The organism is Synechococcus sp. KORDI-100, assembly GCF_000737535.1.
Lineage (GTDB): Bacteria > Cyanobacteriota > Cyanobacteriia > PCC-6307 > Cyanobiaceae > Parasynechococcus.
The window spans coordinates 1,955,042-1,975,223 of record NZ_CP006269.1; the positions used below are offsets into that span (position 1 = coordinate 1,955,042).

Below are 20,182 nucleotides of genomic sequence, written 5' to 3' on the forward strand. Positions count from 1 at the left end.
ATAAGGAGATCCCTTCATCACGACCAGCGTCCATGGCCTTCGATCAGCTGCTGCTCACCACGGCTCCCTGGCTGGCGTGGGCTGGTGTCGGATTCAGTGTTTTAACCGTGATCGGCTTTCTGGCTGGATGGGGATTGCGCTTCCGGCTGGTGGGAGTCAGCAGCTTCACCTTTTTGCTGGCCATCAGCTGTTGGGCTTTCGCACTCAGCTACAGCCCACCTGTGGTGGTGGAGGGTGCTGTCCGGGCCCCGATCGTGTTTGACAACGGCGACGATCTGGTGGTGGCCCAGGCACCGGACGGGCTGAACCAGGCAGACGTGGCGCCGACCCTTGAGCAACTCGCCGCCAACCTCCGCGGAGCAGGACGAAGCAGCAGCGTGGTTCAGATTCGATTGCGAGCAATTGAATCTACAGGCGACGGAAGCAGCCGTCCTGTGGTTCTCGGCGACACGCTGCGCGATTTCCGCTCAGCACCGATTCGATGAACGATCTTCCGCAATCCTTTCGTCATGAACAGGCCGATCTGGCAGCGGCTGGTATCGACACCTGGCCGGATCTCCGTGATCTCAGTGACCTTGAACTGAGCCGCCTGGTCCGCACCGGTCGCTCCTCAGCCCGCAACCTGCATCGCCTTCGCGGCATGGCTGTTCTGGTCTGCGACCTGGAGCTGGCCCCACAGGACGCTGCTCTGCTGATGCATGCCGGCATCGCCAGTGCCTCGGCTCTGGCCAAATGCACCCCGGAACGACTGGTGCGTCAGACCGGACGCCTGGAACGCAGCCTTGGCAGCGGACGACGCGCTGTCGTCGATCTCCGGGTCGCCCAGAACTGGATTCGTCGGGCCAGGCAACTGACGAACTGACCCATTCGACCTTCCACTCCAGGAGCGGGCTGGGTAGTTGTGAGAAATACGAACGAATTTTGTGCTGAAGCTGCTGACAATTGTTTCAGTGGGCCTGCTAGCTGCTGTTCCCGTCAGTGGTGCGGAATCCAAGCTGCTGGAAACCGTTAAGCGCAATCCAGCCGAAGCCAAGGCGCTCTGCAAGAAGTTCAAGAAGATGAACTCCACGGGGAAATCGGCCTACTCCAAAAAGGCCACAAAACGGGTGGCATCGAGTCGCGACCTCACCATGGTCGATGCCGAAGTGTTTGTGACCTACGTGGTGGGCATGTACTGCCCGGATGTCCGCTGAACCGCAGCAGTCCTGTCTCACCCTGAAGGATGGGACCGACCTGATTGCCGACATCTGGATCCCTGAGGGGTCGGGCCCCTGGCCGGCGCTGTTGATGCGTCAACCCTACGGACGGCGCATTGCTTCAACGATCACCCTGGCGCATCCCGGCTGGTGGACATCCAAGGGATATCTGGTAGTGGTGCAGGACGTTCGAGGGCAGGGAGACTCCGGCGGACGCTTCGAGGGATTCGCACAGGAAGCCGCCGATACCGAACAAATCCACAGCTGGGTGAGGGGGTTGCCGCAATGCAATGGACGACTTGGTTGTTACGGCTTCTCCTATCAGGGACTGACTCAGTTGCTCGCGCCGGAGACCGCGCCCGCGCCGGACTGCCTTGCGCCAGCCATGACAGGGCTGGACGAGCGCCTTCACTGGAGCTGTGAAGGCGGCGCTCACTGGTGGCATCTGGGCGTGGGCTGGGGATTGCAGCTTGCGGCACTGCAGGCCTGCCGCCGTGGCGATCACCAGGCCTGGGAGGCGATAAGACGCAGTCTCGACGATGGAAGCTATCTGCGCGATGGCCGAACCCTGCTCCAGAACCATGATCCACAGGGGATGGCCCTGCGATGGCTTGAACAGGACCCCTCCAGCGAGCAGGACTGGGTGGTGCACCGTCCCCCAGTGCATTGGTTGCGGCAGCCGATGCTGCTCCTTGGCGGATGGTGGGACCCCCATTTGCTGGGGATCCTGGATCTATGGAAACGAAGTGTCGATGTCGGCGGGACACCCCAGTTGCACATCGGTCCTGCCAGCCATCTGGAGTGGTGGAGCGGAGCGCAAACCCTGCTGTTGGATTTTTTCGACACGCACCTCAAAGAACATCAGGACAAGAACGCACCGCCAGCGATACAGCTCTGGAATCTCACATCGCAGAGCTGGCAGCAACCGGAGCCCAGCAGCCGAATCAGCTGGCAGCTCTGTGGTGATGGTCTGACCTGTCTTGATCAGCAGCACGGACACCTGGACCCGGTCAGAGGCGGAGACGGAGAGGTCACCATCGTTCACGATCCCTGGCGGCCGGCCCCGGCCATCGGCGGCCATCTCAGCCCGGATGCGGGGGCTGCTGACCGGAGACATGTTGATGGGCGCTCCGATGTGGCCACCTTCAGCTCACCCCCTTGTCTGCAACCACTGACGCTTCAGGGATACCCCCAGCTCTCGCTTGAAGTCCATGCCGATCAACCCGGATTCGATCTGTGCGTGGCTCTCTCAAGACTTCCGGCCGGATCCGATGCCGTGGAGCAACTCAGTACAGGGGTGCTGCGCCAACGCGGACCCGACGCCCTGAAACCCCGGATCAGACGCGTCGCGATGCAGCCTCTGCTGGCCAAGCTGAGCGCGGGAGACCGGCTGAGGCTGTCGATCGCAGGAGCAGCCTGGCCCGCGATCGGGGTCAATTCCGGCCACCCCGATATCCCCTGCGATGCACCTTCAGCCGGCCATCGCGTCATCGCCATGACACTGCGACTTGCCGGCTCACAACTGACCCTGAACCCCTTGGACTCCGGCAGACTGCAGTCCAACTCATCAACCATGACGTGAAGCTGTCTGCCGCTCTGCTGGCCCTGTCTCTGACGGCTCCCCTCAGCCCGGGACTTCTTTCGATCGCTCCCGTGGCTGCTCAGGAAGCGGCAGCCACCAGCCTCACCCCTGCCCAGGCGCAAGCCGCAACGGAGCTGCTGCTCAGCGCTCTTGAGAAGAATGATGGAGCCGCGGTCCACAGCAAACTGGCCGACAGCATCCAGAGCAGCGTCAGCATCGAGTCGGTCCAGAAGCGACTCGATACCGATCTGGCCATCAGTGCCAGCCGTGTGGTGAAGGTGGGGTCCGGGTACAGCGACACCACCGTTGATGCCCTGGTCACCTCAGACGAGGGGGAAATCCCCGTGCTGCTCATCCTCGATGACGACGGCAAGCTGCTGGCATGGAAGGTTGGTGGCGATGACATTCCGATTGAAGCCTCGGCCCAGAGCTTCACCGAAGAGTTGGCAGCGGGTCGCTGGGTCCAGGCACGCAGCCGTCTCCAGATCGACTTTCAGAGAGAGCTGGAGCCTGGGGATCTGGAACGCAAATGGACCAAGCTGACCAAACTTTCAGGCGGTTTTCGGGCCGTGAAAGATGCTGTGGTCGCCAGCCAGGGTGGAGAACAGCAACTGGTCCTGGTCTGCGTTGAATTCGGCAAAGCCACCACCAATCTGTTCGTGATTTTTGACGACCAGGGCCGCATCATCAACGTCGACATCTCCCGCGATTTCGTCTGACCTCTCCGCCTCAAGGCCTCGGGAATTCGGCTTAAGCTCCCGACCACTTCAACGATGGGTCATGGGTGGCGCGGCAGTCCTCAACTGGATGGTTCAGGACGGCGAACGTCTGGCGGAATGTCGTCATGACCACCCCTTTTCGGTTCTTGGTCCCCAACCAATCGAGAGCGGCTGGGTCGTCCGGGTCTGGATGCCTGAAGCCGATTCGGTGACGCTGCTTGTCGATGGCCGCGAACAGGCCATGGACTGCCCGCACCACCCCTGGATCTTCGAAACGGAGTTGCCAAACGATCCAGGAAGCAGCTACCGGGTCCGCGTTCTACGTGGCGGCATCACCCACGAGCAACACGACCCCTGGGCCTTCCGTGAGGACTGGATGGGTGAGATGGATCGCCATCTCTTCGCCGAAGGCAACCATCACCACATCTGGCAGCGCATGGGTGCCCATGTGACGCAGCGTCTGGGTGTTGCCGGTGTGATGTTCTGCGTCTGGGCTCCCCATGCCCTGAGTGTGTCGGTCCTCGGCGACCTCAACTCCTGGAATGGACGCCATCACCCCATGCAACAACGCCTCGGTGGCATCTGGGAGTTGTTCATTCCGGGGATGTCGGAGGGCTGTTTCTACAAGTACGAAATCCGCTCTCCGGAGGGACATTGCTACCAGAAAGCCGATCCTTACGGCTTCCAGCACGAGGTTCGCCCCGCCAACAGTTCCGTGGTCTCCCATCTGGACGGCTTCCAGTGGTCAGACGGCGACTGGATGCAGGAGAGAGACAGCCGCAATCCCCTGGATCAGCCGATTTCCGTCTATGAGATGCACCTGGGCAGCTGGATCCATGAATCAGCTGATGCCCCCTGGATCCAGCCCGATGGAACGCCGCGGGCTCCGGTACCTGCCGCTGACATGAAACCTGGTGCCCGCATGCTCACCTATGCGGAACTGGCCGACCGCCTGATCCCTTACGTGAAGCAGAGGGGCTTCACCCACGTCGAACTGATGCCGATCACGGAGCATCCCTTCGATGGGTCCTGGGGCTACCAGGTCACCGGTTGGTATGCACCGACCAGCCGCTACGGAACACCGGATGAATTCCGCGCATTTGTGGATCGCTGTCATGCCGAGGGGATTGGCGTGATCATCGACTGGGTTCCTGGCCATTTCCCCAAGGACAGACACGGCCTGGCCTTTTTTGATGGGACCCACCTGTACGAACACGGTGACCCCCGCATTGGAGAACACAAGGAGTGGGGAACTCTGATCTTCAATTACAGCCGCAATGAGGTGCGTAACTTTCTGGTCGCCAACCTCGTGTTCTGGTTGGAGCAGTTCCATATCGATGGAATTCGTGTCGACGCTGTGGCATCGATGCTTTACCGCGATTACCTGCGACCCGATGGTGAATGGCTGGCCAATGAACACGGCGGCCGCGAAAACACCGAGGCAGTGCGCTTCCTTCAGCAGGCCAACCATGTGATGTTCCAGCACTTCCCCGGCGCTCTCTCCATCGCCGAGGAGTCCACCACCTGGCCGATGGTGACCCAACCCACGGACATGGGCGGACTTGGGTTCAACCTCAAATGGAACATGGGCTGGATGCACGACATGCTCGATTACTTCGAGCTTGATCCATGGTTCCGGCAATTCCACCAGAACAACATCACATTTTCAATCTGGTACAACTACACCGAAAACTTCATGTTGGCGCTCAGCCACGATGAAGTTGTGCATGGGAAGAGTCATCTTCTTCACAAGATGCCCGGGGACGACTGGCAAAAATACGCAAACACCCGTGCACTTCTTGCCTATATGTGGACCCACCCCGGCAAGAAGACTATTTTCATGGGGATGGAATTCGGCCAACGTTCTGAGTGGAATGTTTGGGGCGATCTGCAATGGGATCTTCTCAATTACGAACCTCACCAGGGCATTCAGAGACTGGTTGACGATCTCAATGTCCTCTACAAAGCAGAGCCAGCTCTCTGGCGAGATGATTTTGATCAATACGGTTTCCAATGGATCGACTGCAACGACAATCGCCACTCCGTGATCAGCTTCATGCGCCGTGAAACAACCGGCGGCACTTGGCTTGTTGTGGTAGCGAACTTCACGCCATCAAGCCATTCTCATTATCGAGTAGGGGTACCACTCTCCGGCTTCTATGAAGAGATCTTCAACACGGATGCAGCCCGCTATGGAGGCAGCAATCTCGGCAATATGGGAGGAAAACGCAGCGAGGAATGGAGCATCCACGACTATGAGAACTCACTGGAGCTGTGCCTGCCTCCCCTGAGCGTGATGGTGTTCAAACACGACCCCAAGCGAAGCCTCCTGCCGGAAGACACAGCGACCGCAAGCAACACGATGTGAAGCTCACCCATGAGCTCAGGTAGGTTGCCCGCTTGATCTCGAATTCCGGATGAGCGATTCACTGCCCCTGCTGCTACGAGCCGCGCGCGGTGAATCTGTGGAGCGGCCACCCGTCTGGATGATGCGCCAGGCGGGCCGTTACATGAAGGTGTACCGAGATCTTCGCGAGCGCCATCCGAGTTTTCGCGAGCGATCTGAAAATCCGGATCTTTCCTACGAGATCTCGATGCAGCCGTTCGAGGCGTTTCAACCCGACGGCGTGATCCTGTTCTCGGACATCCTCACTCCACTGCCGGGAATGGGCATCGATTTCGACATCGTCGAAAGCAAGGGGCCGCTGATCAACGACCCGATTCGTTCCATCAGTCAGGTGGAAGCGCTTCGCCCTCTGAATCCCGCCGACTCCATGCCCTTCGTCGGAGAAGTTCTCGGTCGGCTGCGCGAAAGCGTTGGCAACCAGGCTGCGGTGCTGGGTTTTGTTGGTGCGCCCTGGACCCTTGCGGCCTACGTCGTGGAAGGGAAAAGCAGCAAGAATTACGCCGTGATCAAAGCGATGGCGTTCCAGGAGCCTGAACTCCTGCATCGACTGCTTGGCCACTTCGCCGAATCCATTGCCAGTTATCTCCGATACCAGATCGATTCCGGGGCCCAGGTTGTACAGATGTTCGACTCCTGGGCTGGCCAGCTCAGCCCCACCGACTACGACACCTTCGCCGCTCCGTATCAACGTCGGGTGGTTGAACTGGTGAAACAGACCCATCCGGACACACCCTTCATCCTTTACATCTCCGGCAGCGCCGGTGTGATCGAGCGAATGGCACAGACGGGTGTTGACATTGTGTCCCTGGACTGGACCGTCGACATGGCCGAAGCCTGCAAACGGCTGCCTCAACACATCGGCGTTCAGGGGAACGTGGACCCTGGTCTGCTGTTCGGAACACCTGAGGCGATCCGTGACCGAATAGACGACACCGTGCGCAAGGCACGCGGACGTCGGCACATCCTCAACCTTGGTCATGGCATCCTGCCGGGAACTCCAGAGGAGAACGGTCGTGCCTTCTTCGAGGCAGGCAAAACCGTGATGGATCGCGTCGGGGCCGCCGCTTGAGCCGAATTCTGATCACTGGCGCAAGCGGCTGCGTCGGCCAGTACATCAGCAGCTGGCTTCTGCAGCACTCGGATGCAGAGCTTCTGCTCTGGCTGCGTGATCCTGAGAAACTCAAGGCCGTCTCAGCTGAGCATCCACGAATCCGTTTGCTGGTGGGCGATCTGCGGGATACCGACCGGTTCGCCCAAGAGCTGGCATCGGTCCACCGGGTGATTCACACCGCCACAGCCTGGGGAGATCCTGATCGGGCGGAACAGGTGAATGTGGTGGCGGTGAAACGAATGCTGGAACTCCTCGACCCCAGCGTTGTGGAACAGATCATCTACTTCTCAACCGCCAGCATCCTGGATCGACATCTCCAGCCGCTGCCTGAAGCCCTTGCCTATGGAACGGAGTACATCCAGACAAAAGCACGGTGTCTCCAGGATCTCGAGGTGCATCCTCTCGCTGCACGGATCATCGCAGTGTTCCCAACCCTCGTCTTCGGGGGACGACTGGATGGCTCCAGTCCCTTTCCTACGAGCTACCTCACCGAGGGACTTGGGGAAGCAAGCCGTTGGCTGTGGCTCGCCCGCTGGCTGAGGGCGGATGCCAGCTTCCACTTCATCCACGCCGAAGACATTGCCCGCATCTGTGGCCAGTTCGCCATCACCCCCCATGCAGCGAACCAGGAACCAGGGCAGGGAGCGCTGCGCCGGATCGTGATGGGGCAGCCGGCGCTCTACGTGGACGATGCCGTCGCCACGCTCTGCCGTTGGCGAGGTGTCTGGCGCACGCCGGGAATCCCTTTGATTCCCTGGCTGATTGAAACCCTGATCCGTGTTCTGCCGATCGATGTGACGGCCTGGGACCGTTTCAGCATCCGTCAGCGGCATTTCGTGCATGAGCCTGCCAGCACGCCGGAGCGCTTTGGGGAGAGCAGCCATGCCCCCGATCTTGAGACAGTTCTTGGCGATTCCGGACTTCCGAGGCGCGAAGGTCTAAGAAGCCGGCGTAAAGTCACTGCAATGACCTGATTCCCATGGGCTCTCTCCTTCGCACCCTGGCAGCTGCCTGCTGCGCACTTTTGATGCTGATCGGCCTCAATGTCGGTTCAGCACAGGCTTCCACCGTTGAAGTGAAGCTCGGTACCGACAGCGGCATGCTCGCTTTTGAGCCCGCCACCGTGACCATCAAGGCCGGTGACACCGTCAAGTTCATCAACAACAAGCTGGCTCCCCACAATGCGGTATTTGATGGCCACGACGAATACAGCCATTCCGACCTGGCCTTCGCCCCAGGAGAATCCTGGGAAGCGACCTTCGCCAGCGCCGGCACGTTCGACTACTACTGCGAGCCCCACCGCGGAGCTGGCATGGTCGGGAAAGTGATTGTTGAGTGATCGCTAGCGAACTGCGGCTCTGAATCGAGTCGTCTATATCAGGACCCTGCCTGTTTGTGTCATTCACAGGTAGGGGTTCTTACGTTTGAGGGAAGCTCTGGATACCTTTAACTGAGAAACAGAGGTTGCATGAGCCGGATCACCGGTCTGCTTGTGTTGGTTCTTGCCTTGATGCTCCCGTTCACGGCAGCCCAGCCAGGGTTCGCGTTTGATGCGAGTAACGATCGAGGGGAGCAGATTTTCAGCAGCAACTGCGCGGCGTGTCATATGGGAGGTGGCAATGTGATTCGTGCCAGTCGCAGCCTCAAGATCCGCGATCTGAACGCGCATCTCGAGGAATATCAACAGGATCCGCTGGAAGCCATCGAACACCAGATCGAAGACGGCAAGAATGCGATGCCCTCCTACGCCGGCAAGTTGAGCGAAGCCGAAATCATTGCGGTTGCCACCTACGTGGAACAGCAGGCGGAACTGGGCTGGTGAGTCGATCCGCCCTCAAACGACTGGTCAATGCCTGTGAACGAAGCCCTGCTCTTCGTCAGTCTTTGAAGGCCTGCAGCAGCGTTGAGCAATGGATTGCCGTCGCTGGACATCACGGATTCCCGATCACGCCAAAGGACCTGAACTCTGATGCCCAGGAATCGCAACTCAGCCGATGGTTTGAACAGAGTCGAATCCGCCGGCCCTTCCGTGCACCTCGTCAAGGGCACTGAATCCAGGGATTGAATCCGTGCGAAATCGTCAAGCCAACGAAACAAAGCTTTACAGTTTGATGAGTGCGCTGGCTCGTCTCATGAGCATCGACAAGTTCTGCCGAGAGCAACGCAACAGCGCTGATCGCCTGTTCATGGACTTCAAGTACACCCGTCCAGGTTCTGATGAACAGATCAAGGCCATCAGCACCTTTCAGCGCCTGATCAGTGGTTGGGCTCAGTTCCTGGCCATGGAAGCTCAGACCCCTTCGTTGCTTCTGGAGCAGCAAATGTGCCGTTCGGATTCCGAATAGAGATCAACAGCTGACGATCCATTGCTGATCAGAGGTCTGACGCGGTTCTGGCCCCTTTCAGGACAGCGAGATACAGCTGTTCGTCGATTTCACGGATGTCGTACTCCGTGGGTTTCACTCCGTGATGATGCTCATGAACCACCATCCAGCAGCAGCGTTCCAATTCTCCACCGGCCTCACTGGACAGCTGTCGGGCCTTCGAGGTCAATGCGTCAACGACATCGGCATTCGTCGTTTCCGCATCCATTGCGTTGGCATTCATCTCATCAACATCGAAGAATTGTTCGGCGAACTCTAAAAAGTGGATCCGGTTCTCCGCCCCGTGGCGTGGGGGCCCTACCGATGCCATCGGCAAACCGCCCCTGTTGATCCGGGATGCCCCATACGGTTGGCTCATTCCCATGAACGCCTGAATGCAACCAACGGCGGAACAGTTCACTGAAAAAGCCTGGGCCGCGATCGTCGCCGCCCAGCAACTCGCGACGTCCTCCCGTCACCAGCAGCTGGAAACAGAACATCTGCTGCTGACGCTCATTGAAGAGAAGGGACTGGCAGAGCGCATCCTTGCCAAGGCTGGAGTCGAGCCGAACAATTTCGCGACTGCGGTACGGAGCTACCTGCAACGGCAGCCGAGCATGACATCACCACCTGAGTCGGTGTTTCTCGGCCGAGCCTTGAACGCCACGCTGGATCGAGCGGATCAAGAACGCAGCAGCTTCGGCGACAGCTACATCTCGATCGAACATCTGTTGCTCGCGCTCAGCGAGGATGATCGCTGTGGCAGGCAGCTGCTCAGCCAGGTTGGTCTGAACAGCAAGACGCTCAAGGAGACCATCACGACGGTGCGCGGCAATCAAACGGTGACCGATCAGAACCCTGAGGGAACCTACGAGTCGCTCGAAAAATACGGCAGGGACCTCACAGCCTCAGCGCGTGAGGGAAAGCTGGACCCGGTGATTGGGCGGGACGACGAAATCCGTCGCACCATTCAGATTCTCAGCAGACGCACAAAAAACAATCCGGTTCTGATTGGTGAACCCGGTGTTGGCAAAACGGCCATCGTTGAGGGCCTCGCCCAGCGCATTGTGAACGGCGATGTGCCGTCGGCTTTGCAGAACCGTCAGCTCATCGCTCTCGACATGGGAGCCCTGATCGCAGGAGCGAAATACCGTGGCGAATTCGAGGAACGGCTCAAAGCCGTGCTCAAGGAAGTGACGGCTTCCGAAGGCCAGATCGTTCTCTTCATTGATGAAATCCATACCGTGGTCGGCGCTGGAGCAACCGGTGGTGCCATGGACGCCAGCAATCTGCTCAAACCGATGCTGGCGCGGGGAGAACTGCGCTGCATCGGCGCCACAACCCTGGATGAACACCGTCAGCACATCGAAAAGGATCCGGCCCTCGAACGCCGCTTCCAACAGGTGCTCGTTGATCAGCCCACGGTGGAGGACACGATTTCGATCCTGCGCGGTCTGAAAGAACGCTACGAAGTGCATCACGGCGTGAGAATCGCCGACAGCGCTCTGGTGGCAGCAGCTGTACTCAGCAGCCGCTACATCGCTGATCGTTTTCTGCCGGACAAGGCCATCGACCTGGTGGATGAATCCGCTGCGCGCCTGAAAATGGAGATCACCTCCAAACCGGAGGAGATCGATGAAATCGATCGCAAGATCCTGCAGCTGGAAATGGAGAAACTGTCACTCGGACGGGAGTCCGACAGCGCCAGTCAGGAACGGCTGCAACGCCTGGAGCGTGAGCTTGCCGAACTCAGCGAGCAGCAGACCACGCTCAATGCCCAGTGGCAGCAGGAAAAAGGGGCGATTGATGATCTTTCTTCTCTGAAGGAGGAGATCGAACGCGTCCAACTGCAGGTGGATCAAGCCAAACGCAGTTACGACCTCAACAAAGCCGCCGAACTCGAATACGGAACCCTCGCCGGTTTGCAGAAGCAGCTGCGTGAACAGGAAGTGCTGCTGTCGGAAAGCGATGGTGGTGACAAGACGTTGCTGCGCGAGGAGGTCAGCGAGGACGACATTGCCGAGGTGATCGCCAAATGGACGGGCATCCCCGTCGCCAGGCTGGTGCAGGGCGAGATGGAGAAACTGCTTGCTCTCGAGGACGATCTGCATCAACGGGTGATCGGACAGCACCAGGCCGTCACTGCCGTGGCCGATGCGATTCAGCGCTCCAGGGCAGGCCTGAGCGACCCGAACCGCCCCATCGCCAGCTTCCTCTTTCTCGGGCCCACCGGTGTTGGCAAGACCGAACTCTCCAAAGCCCTGGCCAACCGGCTGTTCGACAGCGATGACGCCATGGTGCGGATCGACATGTCGGAATACATGGAAAAACACAGCGTCAGCCGGTTGATCGGTGCGCCTCCCGGTTACGTGGGTTACGAAGCCGGCGGACAGCTGACTGAAGCCGTGCGACGGCGGCCTTACTCAGTGATCCTCTTTGACGAAGTGGAGAAGGCCCACCCCGATGTGTTCAATGTGATGCTGCAGATCCTTGACGACGGGCGCGTCACCGACGGACAGGGACGCACGGTGGACTTCACCAACACGGTGCTGATCCTCACCAGCAACATCGGCAGCCAGTCGATCCTGGAGCTGGCCGGGAACCCGGACCAGCATGAAGAGATGGAACGGCGGGTGAATGAGGCACTCCGCGGCCACTTCCGGCCTGAGTTCCTCAATCGTCTGGACGATCAGATCATCTTCCGCAGCCTCGAACGGCAGGAACTCCGAGAGATCGTGAACCTGCAGGTGGAACGCCTGCGACAGCGTCTGGAGGAGCGAAAACTGGAGTTGCAGCTCAGCGATGGAGCCTCAGACTGGCTTGCCAATGTCGGTTATGACCCTGTGTACGGGGCAAGACCCCTGAAGCGGGCGATCCAGCGGGAACTGGAGACCCCGATCGCCAAAGCTATACTTAGGGGACTCTTCAGCGAAGGCCAACAGATCTGCGTTGAGGTCGAGGCCGCGGGGGGCGAAACCGAGCGATTGGTTCTTAGCTGATCTGCGTTCAGGGGACCAGCAGCGACCAGGTGAAGGCGGCGCCGAGACCGATCCAGATGCCGGCAAGAATCTGGCGGCCGTTGCTGCCGAACCTCTTCATCAGGCGGGTTGAGGCACTGGTGACGACCACCAGCAGCAGCCCCTGACCGATCAGCAGTCCCAGGCCATAGGCAAGCAACGGCGCCGGCTCAGCGCCGATCACCGCTCCTCCCAGCAGATATCCGTGCAGGCTGATGGCCGGCAGCAGAAGCCACACCGGCAGACGCCCGAGAATCACCAGACCCTCCAGCACGAGGGTGAGTGAGACCAGTGCCTCAGCGGCGGTCTCAAGTGCTGACGGCAGGGGGACGAGCTGAGAAACGAGACTGCCGCCCAGGCCCAGCGCAAGCAGCGGAAGCACCCAGCGACGTGGCTGTTTCAAACCCACGAGGGCGACGGCCAGCAAAAACAAAAGATGGTCAGGGCCCAGCAGGGGGTGGCCGATCCCGCTGATCACGCCCTGCCAAGCGGTGATTCCGGATCCTTCCGGCATTCCGAAGGGGTGATGGGCCAGGGCGGGAGTTGCAGCAATCAATGAAAGCAGTGACAGGCTCAAGAAAGGCCCTGCCGTCCGGACAATCTGATTGGAATGCATCGTGGTCGATCCTCGTCGATGAACAAGTCGGCGGGCGTTCTGACTGACGACGATCGGGCGGAGTGACCGATGGAATCGCTTCACAGCTGCGGGACAGCGCCGGATTTTCACCGATCTTTCCCCGTTACCTCCAGCAGCTGATCTCCGCTGGAACCGAACAGTTCCTTATAGCCGAGCGGATTCATTCCCAAACCATTTCGGTACAGAGCTGTAGGTGGCGGCATTGCGCACGTTCTCACGCGCCTCCACCGCCCAGCAGCAGGTGCGGCCCTGATCACGCTCCCGGAGCAGCTGATTGGCCCAGCTCCAAACCAGTTCAGCCGTGGTTTCCATCCCCACATTCGTCATCACGCGCAGATCGAGGGCACCAAGCTCATGAAGGCGCTCCCATTCCTTCAACAACGGATCATCGGCATTCACCAGAAAGGTGTGATCAAACTGCTCACGTAGTTGTTGATCGAGTGGTCTCAGGCTGGAGAAATCAACGACAAACCCACAGGCATCGAGCTGAGTTGCTGCGAAATGAAGCACAAAACTGCGGCTGTAACCATGCACGAAACGGCAGTGTCCGCTGTGCCTCCATTGCCGATGACAACAGGGATAGCCCTCGAACGATTTGCTGCAGGTGTGCGGAGACGGCGGTGAAAGCACGAGGCAGGAGCGGAAGAACGCTGCGGGAGGATCGGGACAATGGCTCTGCGCAGGAGGACGAATGCACCCCCTCAGCCCCGCTTTTATGGATCAACTCCGTTTTACCGAAGCGGGGCTCATTCCAGCTGTGGCACAGGATTGGCTCGATGGTGCCGTTCTGATGGTGGCCTGGATGAACCGCGAATCGATTGAGAAGACCCTGCAGAGCGGAGAAGTGCATTACTGGAGTCGCTCCAGAGCCGAGCTTTGGCACAAGGGAGCGACAAGCGGCCACACCCAGATCCTGCGTGGAATCCGCTACGACTGTGATGCGGATGTTCTGCTGCTCACCATCGAGCAGACAGGCGATGTCGCTTGCCACACCGGAGCTCGCAGCTGTTTTTATGAAGACGACGACAGGCCGACGGAGGGCGGAGTTAATGCACTGCCACCTCCTGCAGATGCCTGCACTGAATTGTTCCGCGTGATCTTGGATCGAAAAACCCAACCGGAGGAGGGGAGCTACACCAACAAGCTTCTTCAGGGCGGCGACAACGCCATCCTCAAGAAAATCGGTGAAGAGGGAGCCGAATTCGTGATGGCCTGCAAAGACGACAACGCCAACGAGATTGCCGGCGAAGCCGCTGATCTGATCTTCCACATGCAAGTCGCGTTAGCCCACCACGGCGTCGCCTGGAGAGATGTCCAAGCGGTCCTGGCTGCAAGGCGAGGCGCCCCCCGACGTCACTGAGCAGCTACTGATCAGGCTCACTGATGGGGCCAAAGCGATTGCTCAGGCTGCGCACCCATTCAAGAGTTGTTTGATCGCGTGTGCTGGGACGCAGCACCGGGTTGGCTCCCTGATGCACCGCCAGGGAGTCGAGCGGGTCATTGCTGTGCCCCCACAATCCCAGGGCATGACCAAGCTCATGCAAAGCCGTCGCTTCGAGAACCTCTGCCCTCAGCTCGGGCGACACCAAAACATCCACAAGTGGCTCGCGGCGCCTGATCCCAGAACGTGTGAGCAGCGCAAGCTGCAGGATGCTGCGGCCGTTGCTGGCTCTCCAACCACCATTCAGCCGGCGTCGTGGAGGGCGCTGACGATAAATTCGAATCTGGGCGCGGTTGATGTCGACAACCCGCGTGATCGGAACCAGTTCGCTCCAGTGCTGCAGTGCGGACTCAACACCCAGTCGCCAACGGCGGCTCCAACGGTCAACGGGCGTTGGGTCCGGATCGATCCAGATACACCACCGGGGCAACGTCGGGAAGCCAAAGGTTGTTGTCGCAAGGCGTTGCCCATACCCCGGTGCCGGTTCACCCTTTGAGCCTGGCGCTGAAAGGGATTGTCGTTGGAGCTTGTCGTCTAGCGGACGGATCTCAGCAGCCGGGGGGCAGGGATCTGCCTGCATCAGGCTGCAGGAAGGCCAACACCACGGGCCATCAACGTCGCAAGCATGGGAATCGAAGCGAATCCCAGCAGTTCAACGTTGATGATCCAACCCAAACGCGTCGCGAGAACCTCGCTCACCTTGGGCAGCTCACCCTTGCGCAGTGGGATGGCCCAGAGGATGTAGGTGATCGTGGGGTACAGGGACAGTCCACCCACGGAAAGATAGATGCCGACCTTCCACCAGAACAGGGGATTCTGGGTGTAGAAGTCCGACCCCTGGCCGAAGTGGATCACCCTCAGGATGCCGCTGACCAGTAATGCCAGAGCAGCGATGCCATAAACGATGTCGGTGATCACCATGGCGGTTGCTTCACCGCGATTCGGATCGGCTTTGATCAGACGACGCTCAAGGACCAGTGCGCCGAAGCACACCATGAAGCTCAGATAGTGCAGATAGGCGACGCCAGCGCTTTTGGCGATGTCCGTCGTGAGTGCAACCGCCAGATGCATAGCAGCGGATTACGAAACGACGTGGACCTTAGCGGCAAAGCGACCAACATCTCTGAAGATTGTCTTCAACAGAGAGAAGAAACTGTTTAAACATGCATTAAAAATGAATTCCGCAGTCTTTATTACACCCACAGAATGAAAACACTTTGGTTCTAGGTTCAATTCATTGCCGAATTTCTGATGGTGAGCTCTCTGAGTGCATTTTTAGGTGAAATTGGCCGCCACCAGCTACTCACCCCAGAGCAAGAACTCATGATGGGCAGGAAGGTTCAGGCGATGGTAGCCATCACTGAACGCTGCCACCTTGCAGGAGGGAGTGGACCATCCTGTGTTTTCAACGATGAAGAAAAAATTGTGATTCGGCGTGGCGAGCGTGCCAAAAATCAGATGATCACGTCGAATCTTCGTCTCGTCGTCAATCTGGCCAAGCGATACCAAGGCAAAGGGTTGGATCTTCTCGATCTCATTCAGGAGGGAACGTTGGGACTGACGCGTGCAGTCGAAAAATATGACCCCACCCGAGGCCATCGTTTTTCCACATACGCCTACTGGTGGATCCGTCAGGGGCTCAACCGTGCTCTCTCGACCCAGAGCCGAACCATCCGTATCCCTGTCAATGTCAACGAGAAACTCACCAAACTGCGCGCAGCCAAAGCTCGTCTGATGCAGCGCAATGGGCTGAGCCCATCCACCGAGCAGCTGTCCGAATACATGGAGATTCCGATGTCAGACGTGGAGGATCTGCTGGCTTGTGAGCTTCGCAGCGTCACCGTGAGCCTGCAGGGCGTTGTCAAGTCGAAATCTGATCCTTCCGAACTCGTTGATGTTCTACCCAGCGATGAACTTCCTCCCATGGAACGGGCGGAAATTGCCGAACGCACAGCATCTGTCTGGACGCTGCTGAACAAGGCCAACCTCACCCCGAAAGAGAGAACGGTGGTGACCCTGCGTTTCGGTCTCGATGGGACCCACGAATGGCGCACCCTCGCCGAGGTCGCTCGCCACATGAATTGCTCGAGAGAATATTGCCGCCAGGTGGTTCAGAGAGCACTGCGCAAACTGCGTAAAACAGGCATCCAAAGTGGACTGGTGGAAACCACCCACTGACTGTTCGGGCAACCCTCTGGTCAGGTCAGCCAGCTCAGGCGAGAGTGTCTCGAGTGCGGATCAATGCCATGAACGAACGTTCGGCAACACAAGATTCTGCAACGCCCTTTGAAGCTGGTGGCAGCACCGTCGACGCTGAGCTCATCGACAGCACCGTGGTGGACGAACATTTGCTCAAACGTCTGCTGCGGCGCGCTGGACGAACACTTGCCGCACCCGCCCTCGAAGCTCTGGAGATGATGCTGGATGCGTCGACCCCGGCCCCGGCTCGTCTCACGATGATGGCCGCACTCAGTTATCTGCTGATGCCTGCGGATCTGATTCCTGACCTTCTTCCAGTGGCCGGCTTCAGTGACGACCTGGTCGCTCTCACGGCGATGATGGGCATCTGGAATCAGCACATCACTCCAGAGATTCGCGACAGAGCCAGGCGCAGACTGGACCGTTGGTTCCCCTACGGCCGCTGACAGCCATGCCGAACGCCACCTGGACGCCAGATTTCGAGCAGGAGCTGACGTCCTTGCTCAAGGATTGGCTGAAGCAGCAAGGCAGGACTCAGGCCGACCTGAGGCGAAGCCTGCGAGCCGTCTCCACCAGGATGCCTGCTCTGCTGGAGGTTCTGGAACGGGACTATCGACTGAACGGTCTTGCTGGCCTGGTTGGACGGCTGTGCAAGGTGGAACAGGAATGGCAAGGCGAAGACGTGGGTTCGGAGGGCACGTCAACCGAATCAGATGATCCGTTCGGTCAGCTGGACCTTCTTCTGCAGGCAATTCGCGACGACATACCCAGCGAAGACTGATCAACGGCAAAGTGGTGGTTTCCAAGGTGAGAACACACTCGTGCCCAGATTGCTTTCCTCACTGGTTCTGATCCTGGGCCTGCCGGTCCTGGCAGCGGGAGACGGTTCGGCACAAACGGAGGGTTGGTTGCTTGGACCCAGCAGCGCTGTTGGAGAACAAAGCGAAATCGTGCCGACCAATTGCATCACCTCGCTGGACGGATCGATCACCTGCGACACCAAAGTGGTCAATCCAGCAGGAGATACGCCCGCAAGGCCCTATTACAACCCCTTCAAGGACTGAATCGCTCAGTGAATCAACGTCGGCGCCCCGGTACTGGCTTCCTGTCCCTCGTGGACGCAGGGGAGCGAATCGTCGCTCGCATTCTCACGATGATCACCGGCGTGGTCATCGCCGCCGCCCTGATTCAGCTGATCCTCCTGCTTGGCAACAAGCTTCTTTTAGGCACGGACGCGAATTGGTTGGGAGATGACCTGATCAACGTTCTGGGAGATCTGTTGACCGTGCTGATCGCTCTTGAGGTCCTGCAGAACATCACCAGCTATCTGCGCCGCCATGTTGTGCAGATCGAGCTCGTGCTGGTCACGGCGCTCACGGCCGTCGCGCGCAAGGTGATCGTTCTGCCCTCGGGGGCTGAAGACAAACCCCAGCTTCTGTTCGGCCTGGGGATTGCGACCCTGTCCCTGGCAGCGGCCTATTGGCTGGTCAGGCGGGCGATCCCTCCCGTGAGGAATCGCTCCAATGCAAAGCGAGCCAGAGAGTTCCAGGATCCGGATCCGTTCTTTCCACACGATGACGTCGATGCGGCGGAAGATGGAGATGGTCGCCTACACTGAGATCGAGGATTCGATCGGGTTCAGAGCAGCGAATCCTGGCGCTCCCCCGGAGCACCATCACCCACTCATGGTCCTCCTGATCAAGCCAGGATCCCTCAGGTGACCTGAACCGATTCGAACGGATGATTTTGAGCGACCAGCTGTTCCCCTTCTGAAGCTGCTGTTCAGACTCCTCCCCATCCGGCGGCAACTCCTGACCGAACAGATTCTCTGGATTCACTCCTGAAGCTGCTGGCACCTCACCCCAGCGGCGTCCAATCTCATAGCCCCAGGTCCTGGCCAGCATCACCACGTCGTTGTGGCTGACGCACCGGGCCAATTGATCCCGACGCGCCGGATTGCCGCTGAGACTTTCAACAAGGCTCTGGAGCTGCGCAACCTTGTCGAGAAAACGAATGAGATCCTCTTCTGGCATGGTTCACAACCGGTCTTGCAAAGGCGTGCTCCTGGCAACAGACGAGTGAACGGGATTGCGAAGAAAGTCAGGAGATGCTGATCGAACAGACCATGCCGCCCACGACCAAGGTACTCACCATTGGCGATCTCGAGGCCGGATTCCCCAGTTACTGCCAGGCCCTTCGCCAACTCGTGATCATGGGTCGTGATCTGGAATCGATCCGACGAACCCTGTGCTGGGACTACCTGCAACGGCTCCACCGATCTCTCCCGCAGAGCTACCGCTCGCCTGAAGAGTTGGTGCAGCGTTACCAACGCTCCCTGGCAACAGCCAACGCTCCCTGCCAACAGGTGTAACAAACTGATCAAAGCAGTCCTGCCTGGATGAAAGCGCTCCTTGTCGTTGTCGTTCTCACGATCAACCTGATTGCTTTCACAAGCCCGGCAGCCAGGGCCGAACCAATTCCAACGGAAGGCTCCGCACTATTTGAGCTTCACTGTGCCGCTTGTCATCCCCATGGGGGAAACATCATCCGCCGAGGCCGCACCCTGAAATTGGCAGCACTGAGGCGACGTGATCTTGCATCTCCCGAGGCAATTGCAGAGATCGCACGTCACGGGATTGGCCAGATGGGCGGATACGAGAAAGAGCTTGGAGACTCGGGCGATCGAGTGGTCGCCGAGTGGATCTGGCAGCAGGCTCAGAACGCCTGGATCCAGGGATAAACCTCAAAATTCGTCCAGATTCCCTGCTTCCAGTAGACATCTGACTCGATAAGGTCGCGCACAATTGACAGATTCTGCGCTTCAAAGATCCCAAACACGTGGGTACTTCCCTCCGTTGGCCCGAGTGTGATCAAGGTTCCCTGCTGCTTGAGAGACTGCAAGCGCGCTAGATGCTCTTCACGAAAGGGAGTTCGCTTCTCAAGCGCATCAGAGCAATATGTCCCCCAGAGAACAAAACGTGCCATCGGTAAAGATCCGATCCGCGGAAACAATGTCTGAAAAAGGATGGCATACAGGCGAGGCCTAACGCTATGTTGAGGATGTTGAATCAACTTCAAAACAATGCTCACAGGGAGCGACCTTCTCAACAAAGTCAAAGAACTGGGCGATGTCAGTAAATCTGATCTCGTACGCGCCTGTGGCTACGTCTCAAACAAGAAAGATGGTGGCGAGCGTTTAAACTTCACTGCCTTCTACGAGGCACTTCTCGATGCCAAAGGTGTCAACCTTGGAGTCGGTGGGGTTGCAGGAGTCGGCAAAGGTGGACGCAAGCTGAGCTATATCGCCACAGTTCAGGGCAACGGAAATCTCCTGATTGGTAAGGCTTACACCGCTTTGTTGGATCTCAAGCCAGGCGACGAGTTTGAAATCAAGCTTGGTCGTAAGCAAATCCGCCTTGTTCCCGTTGGTGGCTCTGATGAAGACGAAGAATGATCCGAGCATTCTCTCACGTCCGATCGAATCAACTCCTCAAACGCAGATGCCCCGGC

28 protein-coding genes, 1 pseudogene and 1 riboswitch are annotated in these 20,182 nt (G+C 58.8%); of the genes and pseudogenes, 22 read left to right on the top strand and 7 right to left on the bottom strand.

Annotated elements, in window-relative coordinates; translation table 11 throughout:
* Positions 1–32 precede the first annotated feature (32 nt).
* The 12 genes from KR100_RS10015 to KR100_RS10070 all read left to right on the top strand — a co-directional run bounded on the left by KR100_RS10015 (position 33) and on the right by KR100_RS10070 (position 9,360).
* Positions 33–485: a DUF2518 family protein gene (locus tag KR100_RS10015; protein ID WP_038545428.1), complete on the top strand. Its 453-nt coding sequence runs from the start codon at positions 33–35 to the stop codon at positions 483–485.
* Positions 482–862, top strand: a complete 381-nt coding sequence (locus KR100_RS10020) for a DUF4332 domain-containing protein (RefSeq protein ID WP_038545432.1) — start codon at positions 482–484, stop codon at positions 860–862. Before KR100_RS10015 ends, KR100_RS10020 begins: the two co-directional genes overlap by 4 nt.
* A gap of 88 nt (positions 863–950) precedes the next feature.
* Positions 951–1,193, top strand: a complete 243-nt coding sequence (locus KR100_RS10025; protein WP_239420310.1) for a hypothetical protein — start codon at positions 951–953, stop codon at positions 1,191–1,193.
* A complete protein-coding gene (locus KR100_RS10030; RefSeq protein WP_038545435.1) occupies positions 1,183–2,778 on the top strand; it encodes a CocE/NonD family hydrolase in 1,596 nt (531 codons plus the stop codon). The genes KR100_RS10025 and KR100_RS10030 overlap by 11 nt, the downstream gene beginning before the upstream one ends.
* Positions 2,775–3,497 (top strand): DUF3887 domain-containing protein, encoded by a 723-nt coding sequence (locus tag KR100_RS10035; protein WP_038545438.1) that lies wholly within the window; start codon positions 2,775–2,777, stop codon positions 3,495–3,497. The genes KR100_RS10030 and KR100_RS10035 overlap by 4 nt, the downstream gene beginning before the upstream one ends.
* 61 nt (positions 3,498–3,558) lie before the next feature.
* On the top strand, positions 3,559–5,865 hold the full coding sequence (gene glgB / locus KR100_RS10040) for a 1,4-alpha-glucan branching protein GlgB (protein WP_038545441.1): 2,307 nt from the start codon (positions 3,559–3,561) through the stop codon (positions 5,863–5,865).
* Positions 5,866–5,914: 49 nt separating this feature from the next.
* A complete protein-coding gene (gene hemE, locus KR100_RS10045; RefSeq protein WP_038545444.1) occupies positions 5,915–6,973 on the top strand; it encodes a uroporphyrinogen decarboxylase in 1,059 nt (352 codons plus the stop codon).
* Complete coding sequence (locus tag KR100_RS10050; protein WP_038545447.1) at positions 6,970–7,989, top strand: NAD-dependent epimerase/dehydratase family protein; 1,020 nt, start codon at positions 6,970–6,972, stop codon at positions 7,987–7,989. The genes hemE and KR100_RS10050 overlap by 4 nt, the downstream gene beginning before the upstream one ends.
* A gap of 5 nt (positions 7,990–7,994) precedes the next feature.
* Positions 7,995–8,354 (top strand): plastocyanin, encoded by a 360-nt coding sequence (gene petE, locus KR100_RS10055; protein ID WP_038545450.1) that lies wholly within the window; start codon positions 7,995–7,997, stop codon positions 8,352–8,354.
* A gap of 129 nt (positions 8,355–8,483) precedes the next feature.
* On the top strand, positions 8,484–8,837 hold the full coding sequence (locus KR100_RS10060; RefSeq protein WP_038545452.1) for a c-type cytochrome: 354 nt from the start codon (positions 8,484–8,486) through the stop codon (positions 8,835–8,837).
* Positions 8,834–9,067, top strand: coding sequence for a Nif11-like leader peptide family natural product precursor (locus KR100_RS16390; RefSeq protein ID WP_038545455.1), 234 nt, complete (start codon positions 8,834–8,836; stop codon positions 9,065–9,067). Before KR100_RS10060 ends, KR100_RS16390 begins: the two co-directional genes overlap by 4 nt.
* A gap of 59 nt (positions 9,068–9,126) precedes the next feature.
* Entirely contained in the window at positions 9,127–9,360 is a 234-nt protein-coding gene (locus KR100_RS10070) for a hypothetical protein (protein ID WP_239420311.1), read from the top strand.
* Positions 9,361–9,388: 28 nt separating this feature from the next.
* Here KR100_RS10070 and KR100_RS10075 read toward each other — a convergent pair whose 3' ends face one another.
* Positions 9,389–9,607 (bottom strand): hypothetical protein, encoded by a 219-nt coding sequence (locus tag KR100_RS10075; protein ID WP_038548581.1) that lies wholly within the window; start codon positions 9,605–9,607, stop codon positions 9,389–9,391.
* Between the two features lie 166 nt (positions 9,608–9,773).
* On the opposite strand from KR100_RS10075, the gene clpB reads away from it, so the two are divergent.
* Positions 9,774–12,377 carry an ATP-dependent chaperone ClpB gene (clpB, locus tag KR100_RS10080; RefSeq protein ID WP_038545457.1) on the top strand — a complete coding sequence of 868 codons (2,604 nt, stop codon included), beginning with the start codon at positions 9,774–9,776 and terminating at the stop codon, positions 12,375–12,377.
* Between the two features lie 7 nt (positions 12,378–12,384).
* Here the strand turns inward: clpB and KR100_RS10085 are convergent, their stop codons facing one another.
* On the bottom strand, positions 12,385–12,972 hold the full coding sequence (locus KR100_RS10085) for a HupE/UreJ family protein (protein WP_239420312.1): 588 nt from the start codon (positions 12,970–12,972) through the stop codon (positions 12,385–12,387).
* 50 nt (positions 12,973–13,022) lie between these two features.
* Positions 13,023–13,184: riboswitch (cobalamin riboswitch) on the bottom strand.
* A complete protein-coding gene (locus tag KR100_RS10090; protein WP_038545460.1) occupies positions 13,177–13,662 on the bottom strand; it encodes a 6-carboxytetrahydropterin synthase in 486 nt (161 codons plus the stop codon). Its footprint overlaps the riboswitch before it by 8 nt.
* Before the next feature lie 61 nt (positions 13,663–13,723).
* Here KR100_RS10090 and hisIE point away from each other — a divergent pair, with 61 nt between their 5' ends.
* Positions 13,724–14,392, top strand: a complete 669-nt coding sequence (gene hisIE, locus KR100_RS10095) for a bifunctional phosphoribosyl-AMP cyclohydrolase/phosphoribosyl-ATP diphosphatase HisIE (protein WP_038545463.1) — start codon at positions 13,724–13,726, stop codon at positions 14,390–14,392.
* A gap of 4 nt (positions 14,393–14,396) precedes the next feature.
* On the opposite strand, the gene KR100_RS10100 is transcribed toward hisIE, so the two are convergent.
* A complete protein-coding gene (locus tag KR100_RS10100) occupies positions 14,397–15,053 on the bottom strand; it encodes a peptidase (RefSeq protein ID WP_038545466.1) in 657 nt (218 codons plus the stop codon).
* The gene (locus KR100_RS10105) at positions 15,053–15,544 is read right to left on the bottom strand and encodes a DUF2214 family protein (protein WP_038545468.1); all 492 of its coding nucleotides are present in this window, start codon (positions 15,542–15,544) and stop codon (positions 15,053–15,055) included. Before KR100_RS10105 ends, KR100_RS10100 begins: the two co-directional genes overlap by 1 nt.
* Before the next feature lie 180 nt (positions 15,545–15,724).
* On the opposite strand from KR100_RS10105, the gene KR100_RS10110 reads away from it, so the two are divergent.
* The 5 genes from KR100_RS10110 to KR100_RS10130 all read left to right on the top strand — a co-directional run bounded on the left by KR100_RS10110 (position 15,725) and on the right by KR100_RS10130 (position 18,290).
* Positions 15,725–16,651 (top strand): sigma-70 family RNA polymerase sigma factor, encoded by a 927-nt coding sequence (locus KR100_RS10110; RefSeq protein WP_038545470.1) that lies wholly within the window; start codon positions 15,725–15,727, stop codon positions 16,649–16,651.
* Between the two features lie 68 nt (positions 16,652–16,719).
* Positions 16,720–17,118 carry a YkvA family protein gene (locus KR100_RS10115; RefSeq protein WP_038548587.1) on the top strand — a complete coding sequence of 133 codons (399 nt, stop codon included), beginning with the start codon at positions 16,720–16,722 and terminating at the stop codon, positions 17,116–17,118.
* A gap of 5 nt (positions 17,119–17,123) precedes the next feature.
* The gene (locus KR100_RS10120; protein WP_038545473.1) at positions 17,124–17,453 is read left to right on the top strand and encodes a hypothetical protein; all 330 of its coding nucleotides are present in this window, start codon (positions 17,124–17,126) and stop codon (positions 17,451–17,453) included.
* A gap of 49 nt (positions 17,454–17,502) precedes the next feature.
* The gene (locus KR100_RS10125) at positions 17,503–17,736 is read left to right on the top strand and encodes a hypothetical protein (RefSeq protein ID WP_204207689.1); all 234 of its coding nucleotides are present in this window, start codon (positions 17,503–17,505) and stop codon (positions 17,734–17,736) included.
* 8 nt (positions 17,737–17,744) lie between these two features.
* The gene (locus tag KR100_RS10130) at positions 17,745–18,290 is read left to right on the top strand and encodes a phosphate-starvation-inducible PsiE family protein (protein ID WP_038545478.1); all 546 of its coding nucleotides are present in this window, start codon (positions 17,745–17,747) and stop codon (positions 18,288–18,290) included.
* Here KR100_RS10130 and KR100_RS15045 read toward each other — a convergent pair.
* Positions 18,253–18,705: pseudogene (locus KR100_RS15045) on the bottom strand (Nif11 domain/cupin domain-containing protein); the annotation flags it as partial. The gene KR100_RS10130 and the pseudogene KR100_RS15045 overlap by 38 nt on opposite strands.
* Before the next feature lie 92 nt (positions 18,706–18,797).
* Here KR100_RS15045 and KR100_RS10140 point away from each other — a divergent pair.
* Complete coding sequence (locus tag KR100_RS10140) at positions 18,798–19,043, top strand: DUF3136 domain-containing protein (RefSeq protein WP_038548590.1); 246 nt, start codon at positions 18,798–18,800, stop codon at positions 19,041–19,043.
* A 27-nt stretch (positions 19,044–19,070) separates the two neighbouring features.
* Positions 19,071–19,412 carry a c-type cytochrome gene (locus KR100_RS10145; protein ID WP_038545484.1) on the top strand — a complete coding sequence of 114 codons (342 nt, stop codon included), beginning with the start codon at positions 19,071–19,073 and terminating at the stop codon, positions 19,410–19,412.
* Here the strand turns inward: KR100_RS10145 and KR100_RS10150 are convergent.
* Complete coding sequence (locus tag KR100_RS10150; RefSeq protein WP_038545487.1) at positions 19,388–19,657, bottom strand: YciI family protein; 270 nt, start codon at positions 19,655–19,657, stop codon at positions 19,388–19,390. The genes KR100_RS10145 and KR100_RS10150 overlap by 25 nt on opposite strands.
* A 97-nt stretch (positions 19,658–19,754) precedes the next feature.
* Between KR100_RS10150 and KR100_RS10155 the strand changes: the two genes are divergently transcribed.
* Positions 19,755–20,126 (top strand): AbrB family transcriptional regulator, encoded by a 372-nt coding sequence (locus KR100_RS10155; RefSeq protein WP_038545490.1) that lies wholly within the window; start codon positions 19,755–19,757, stop codon positions 20,124–20,126.
* The last annotated feature ends 56 nt before the right edge of the window (positions 20,127–20,182 follow it).

What these genes read in the sequence shown, in the direction of transcription:
- KR100_RS10015 (WP_038545428.1), top strand. Translation starts at nt 33, where the DNA reads ATGGCCTTCGATCAGCTGCTGCTCACCACGGCTCCCTGGCTGGCGTGG.
- KR100_RS10020 (WP_038545432.1), top strand. Translation starts at nt 482, where the DNA reads ATGAACGATCTTCCGCAATCCTTTCGTCATGAACAGGCCGATCTGGCA.
- KR100_RS10030 (WP_038545435.1), top strand. Translation starts at nt 1,183, where the DNA reads ATGTCCGCTGAACCGCAGCAGTCCTGTCTCACCCTGAAGGATGGGACC.
- glgB (WP_038545441.1), top strand. Translation starts at nt 3,559, where the DNA reads ATGGGTGGCGCGGCAGTCCTCAACTGGATGGTTCAGGACGGCGAACGT.
- hemE (WP_038545444.1), top strand. Translation starts at nt 5,915, where the DNA reads ATGAGCGATTCACTGCCCCTGCTGCTACGAGCCGCGCGCGGTGAATCT.
- petE (WP_038545450.1), top strand. Translation starts at nt 7,995, where the DNA reads ATGGGCTCTCTCCTTCGCACCCTGGCAGCTGCCTGCTGCGCACTTTTG.
- KR100_RS10060 (WP_038545452.1), top strand. Translation starts at nt 8,484, where the DNA reads ATGAGCCGGATCACCGGTCTGCTTGTGTTGGTTCTTGCCTTGATGCTC.
- KR100_RS10070 (WP_239420311.1), top strand. Translation starts at nt 9,127, where the DNA reads ATGAGTGCGCTGGCTCGTCTCATGAGCATCGACAAGTTCTGCCGAGAG.
- KR100_RS10075 (WP_038548581.1), bottom strand. Translation starts at nt 9,607, where the DNA reads ATGGATGCGGAAACGACGAATGCCGATGTCGTTGACGCATTGACCTCG.
- clpB (WP_038545457.1), top strand. Translation starts at nt 9,774, where the DNA reads ATGCAACCAACGGCGGAACAGTTCACTGAAAAAGCCTGGGCCGCGATC.
- hisIE (WP_038545463.1), top strand. Translation starts at nt 13,724, where the DNA reads ATGCACCCCCTCAGCCCCGCTTTTATGGATCAACTCCGTTTTACCGAA.
- KR100_RS10100 (WP_038545466.1), bottom strand. Translation starts at nt 15,053, where the DNA reads ATGCAGGCAGATCCCTGCCCCCCGGCTGCTGAGATCCGTCCGCTAGAC.
- KR100_RS10105 (WP_038545468.1), bottom strand. Translation starts at nt 15,544, where the DNA reads ATGCATCTGGCGGTTGCACTCACGACGGACATCGCCAAAAGCGCTGGC.
- KR100_RS10110 (WP_038545470.1), top strand. Translation starts at nt 15,725, where the DNA reads ATGGTGAGCTCTCTGAGTGCATTTTTAGGTGAAATTGGCCGCCACCAG.
- KR100_RS10115 (WP_038548587.1), top strand. Translation starts at nt 16,720, where the DNA reads ATGAACGAACGTTCGGCAACACAAGATTCTGCAACGCCCTTTGAAGCT.
- KR100_RS10120 (WP_038545473.1), top strand. Translation starts at nt 17,124, where the DNA reads ATGCCGAACGCCACCTGGACGCCAGATTTCGAGCAGGAGCTGACGTCC.
- KR100_RS10140 (WP_038548590.1), top strand. Translation starts at nt 18,798, where the DNA reads ATGCCGCCCACGACCAAGGTACTCACCATTGGCGATCTCGAGGCCGGA.
- KR100_RS10145 (WP_038545484.1), top strand. Translation starts at nt 19,071, where the DNA reads ATGAAAGCGCTCCTTGTCGTTGTCGTTCTCACGATCAACCTGATTGCT.
- KR100_RS10150 (WP_038545487.1), bottom strand. Translation starts at nt 19,657, where the DNA reads ATGGCACGTTTTGTTCTCTGGGGGACATATTGCTCTGATGCGCTTGAG.
- KR100_RS10155 (WP_038545490.1), top strand. Translation starts at nt 19,755, where the DNA reads ATGCTCACAGGGAGCGACCTTCTCAACAAAGTCAAAGAACTGGGCGAT.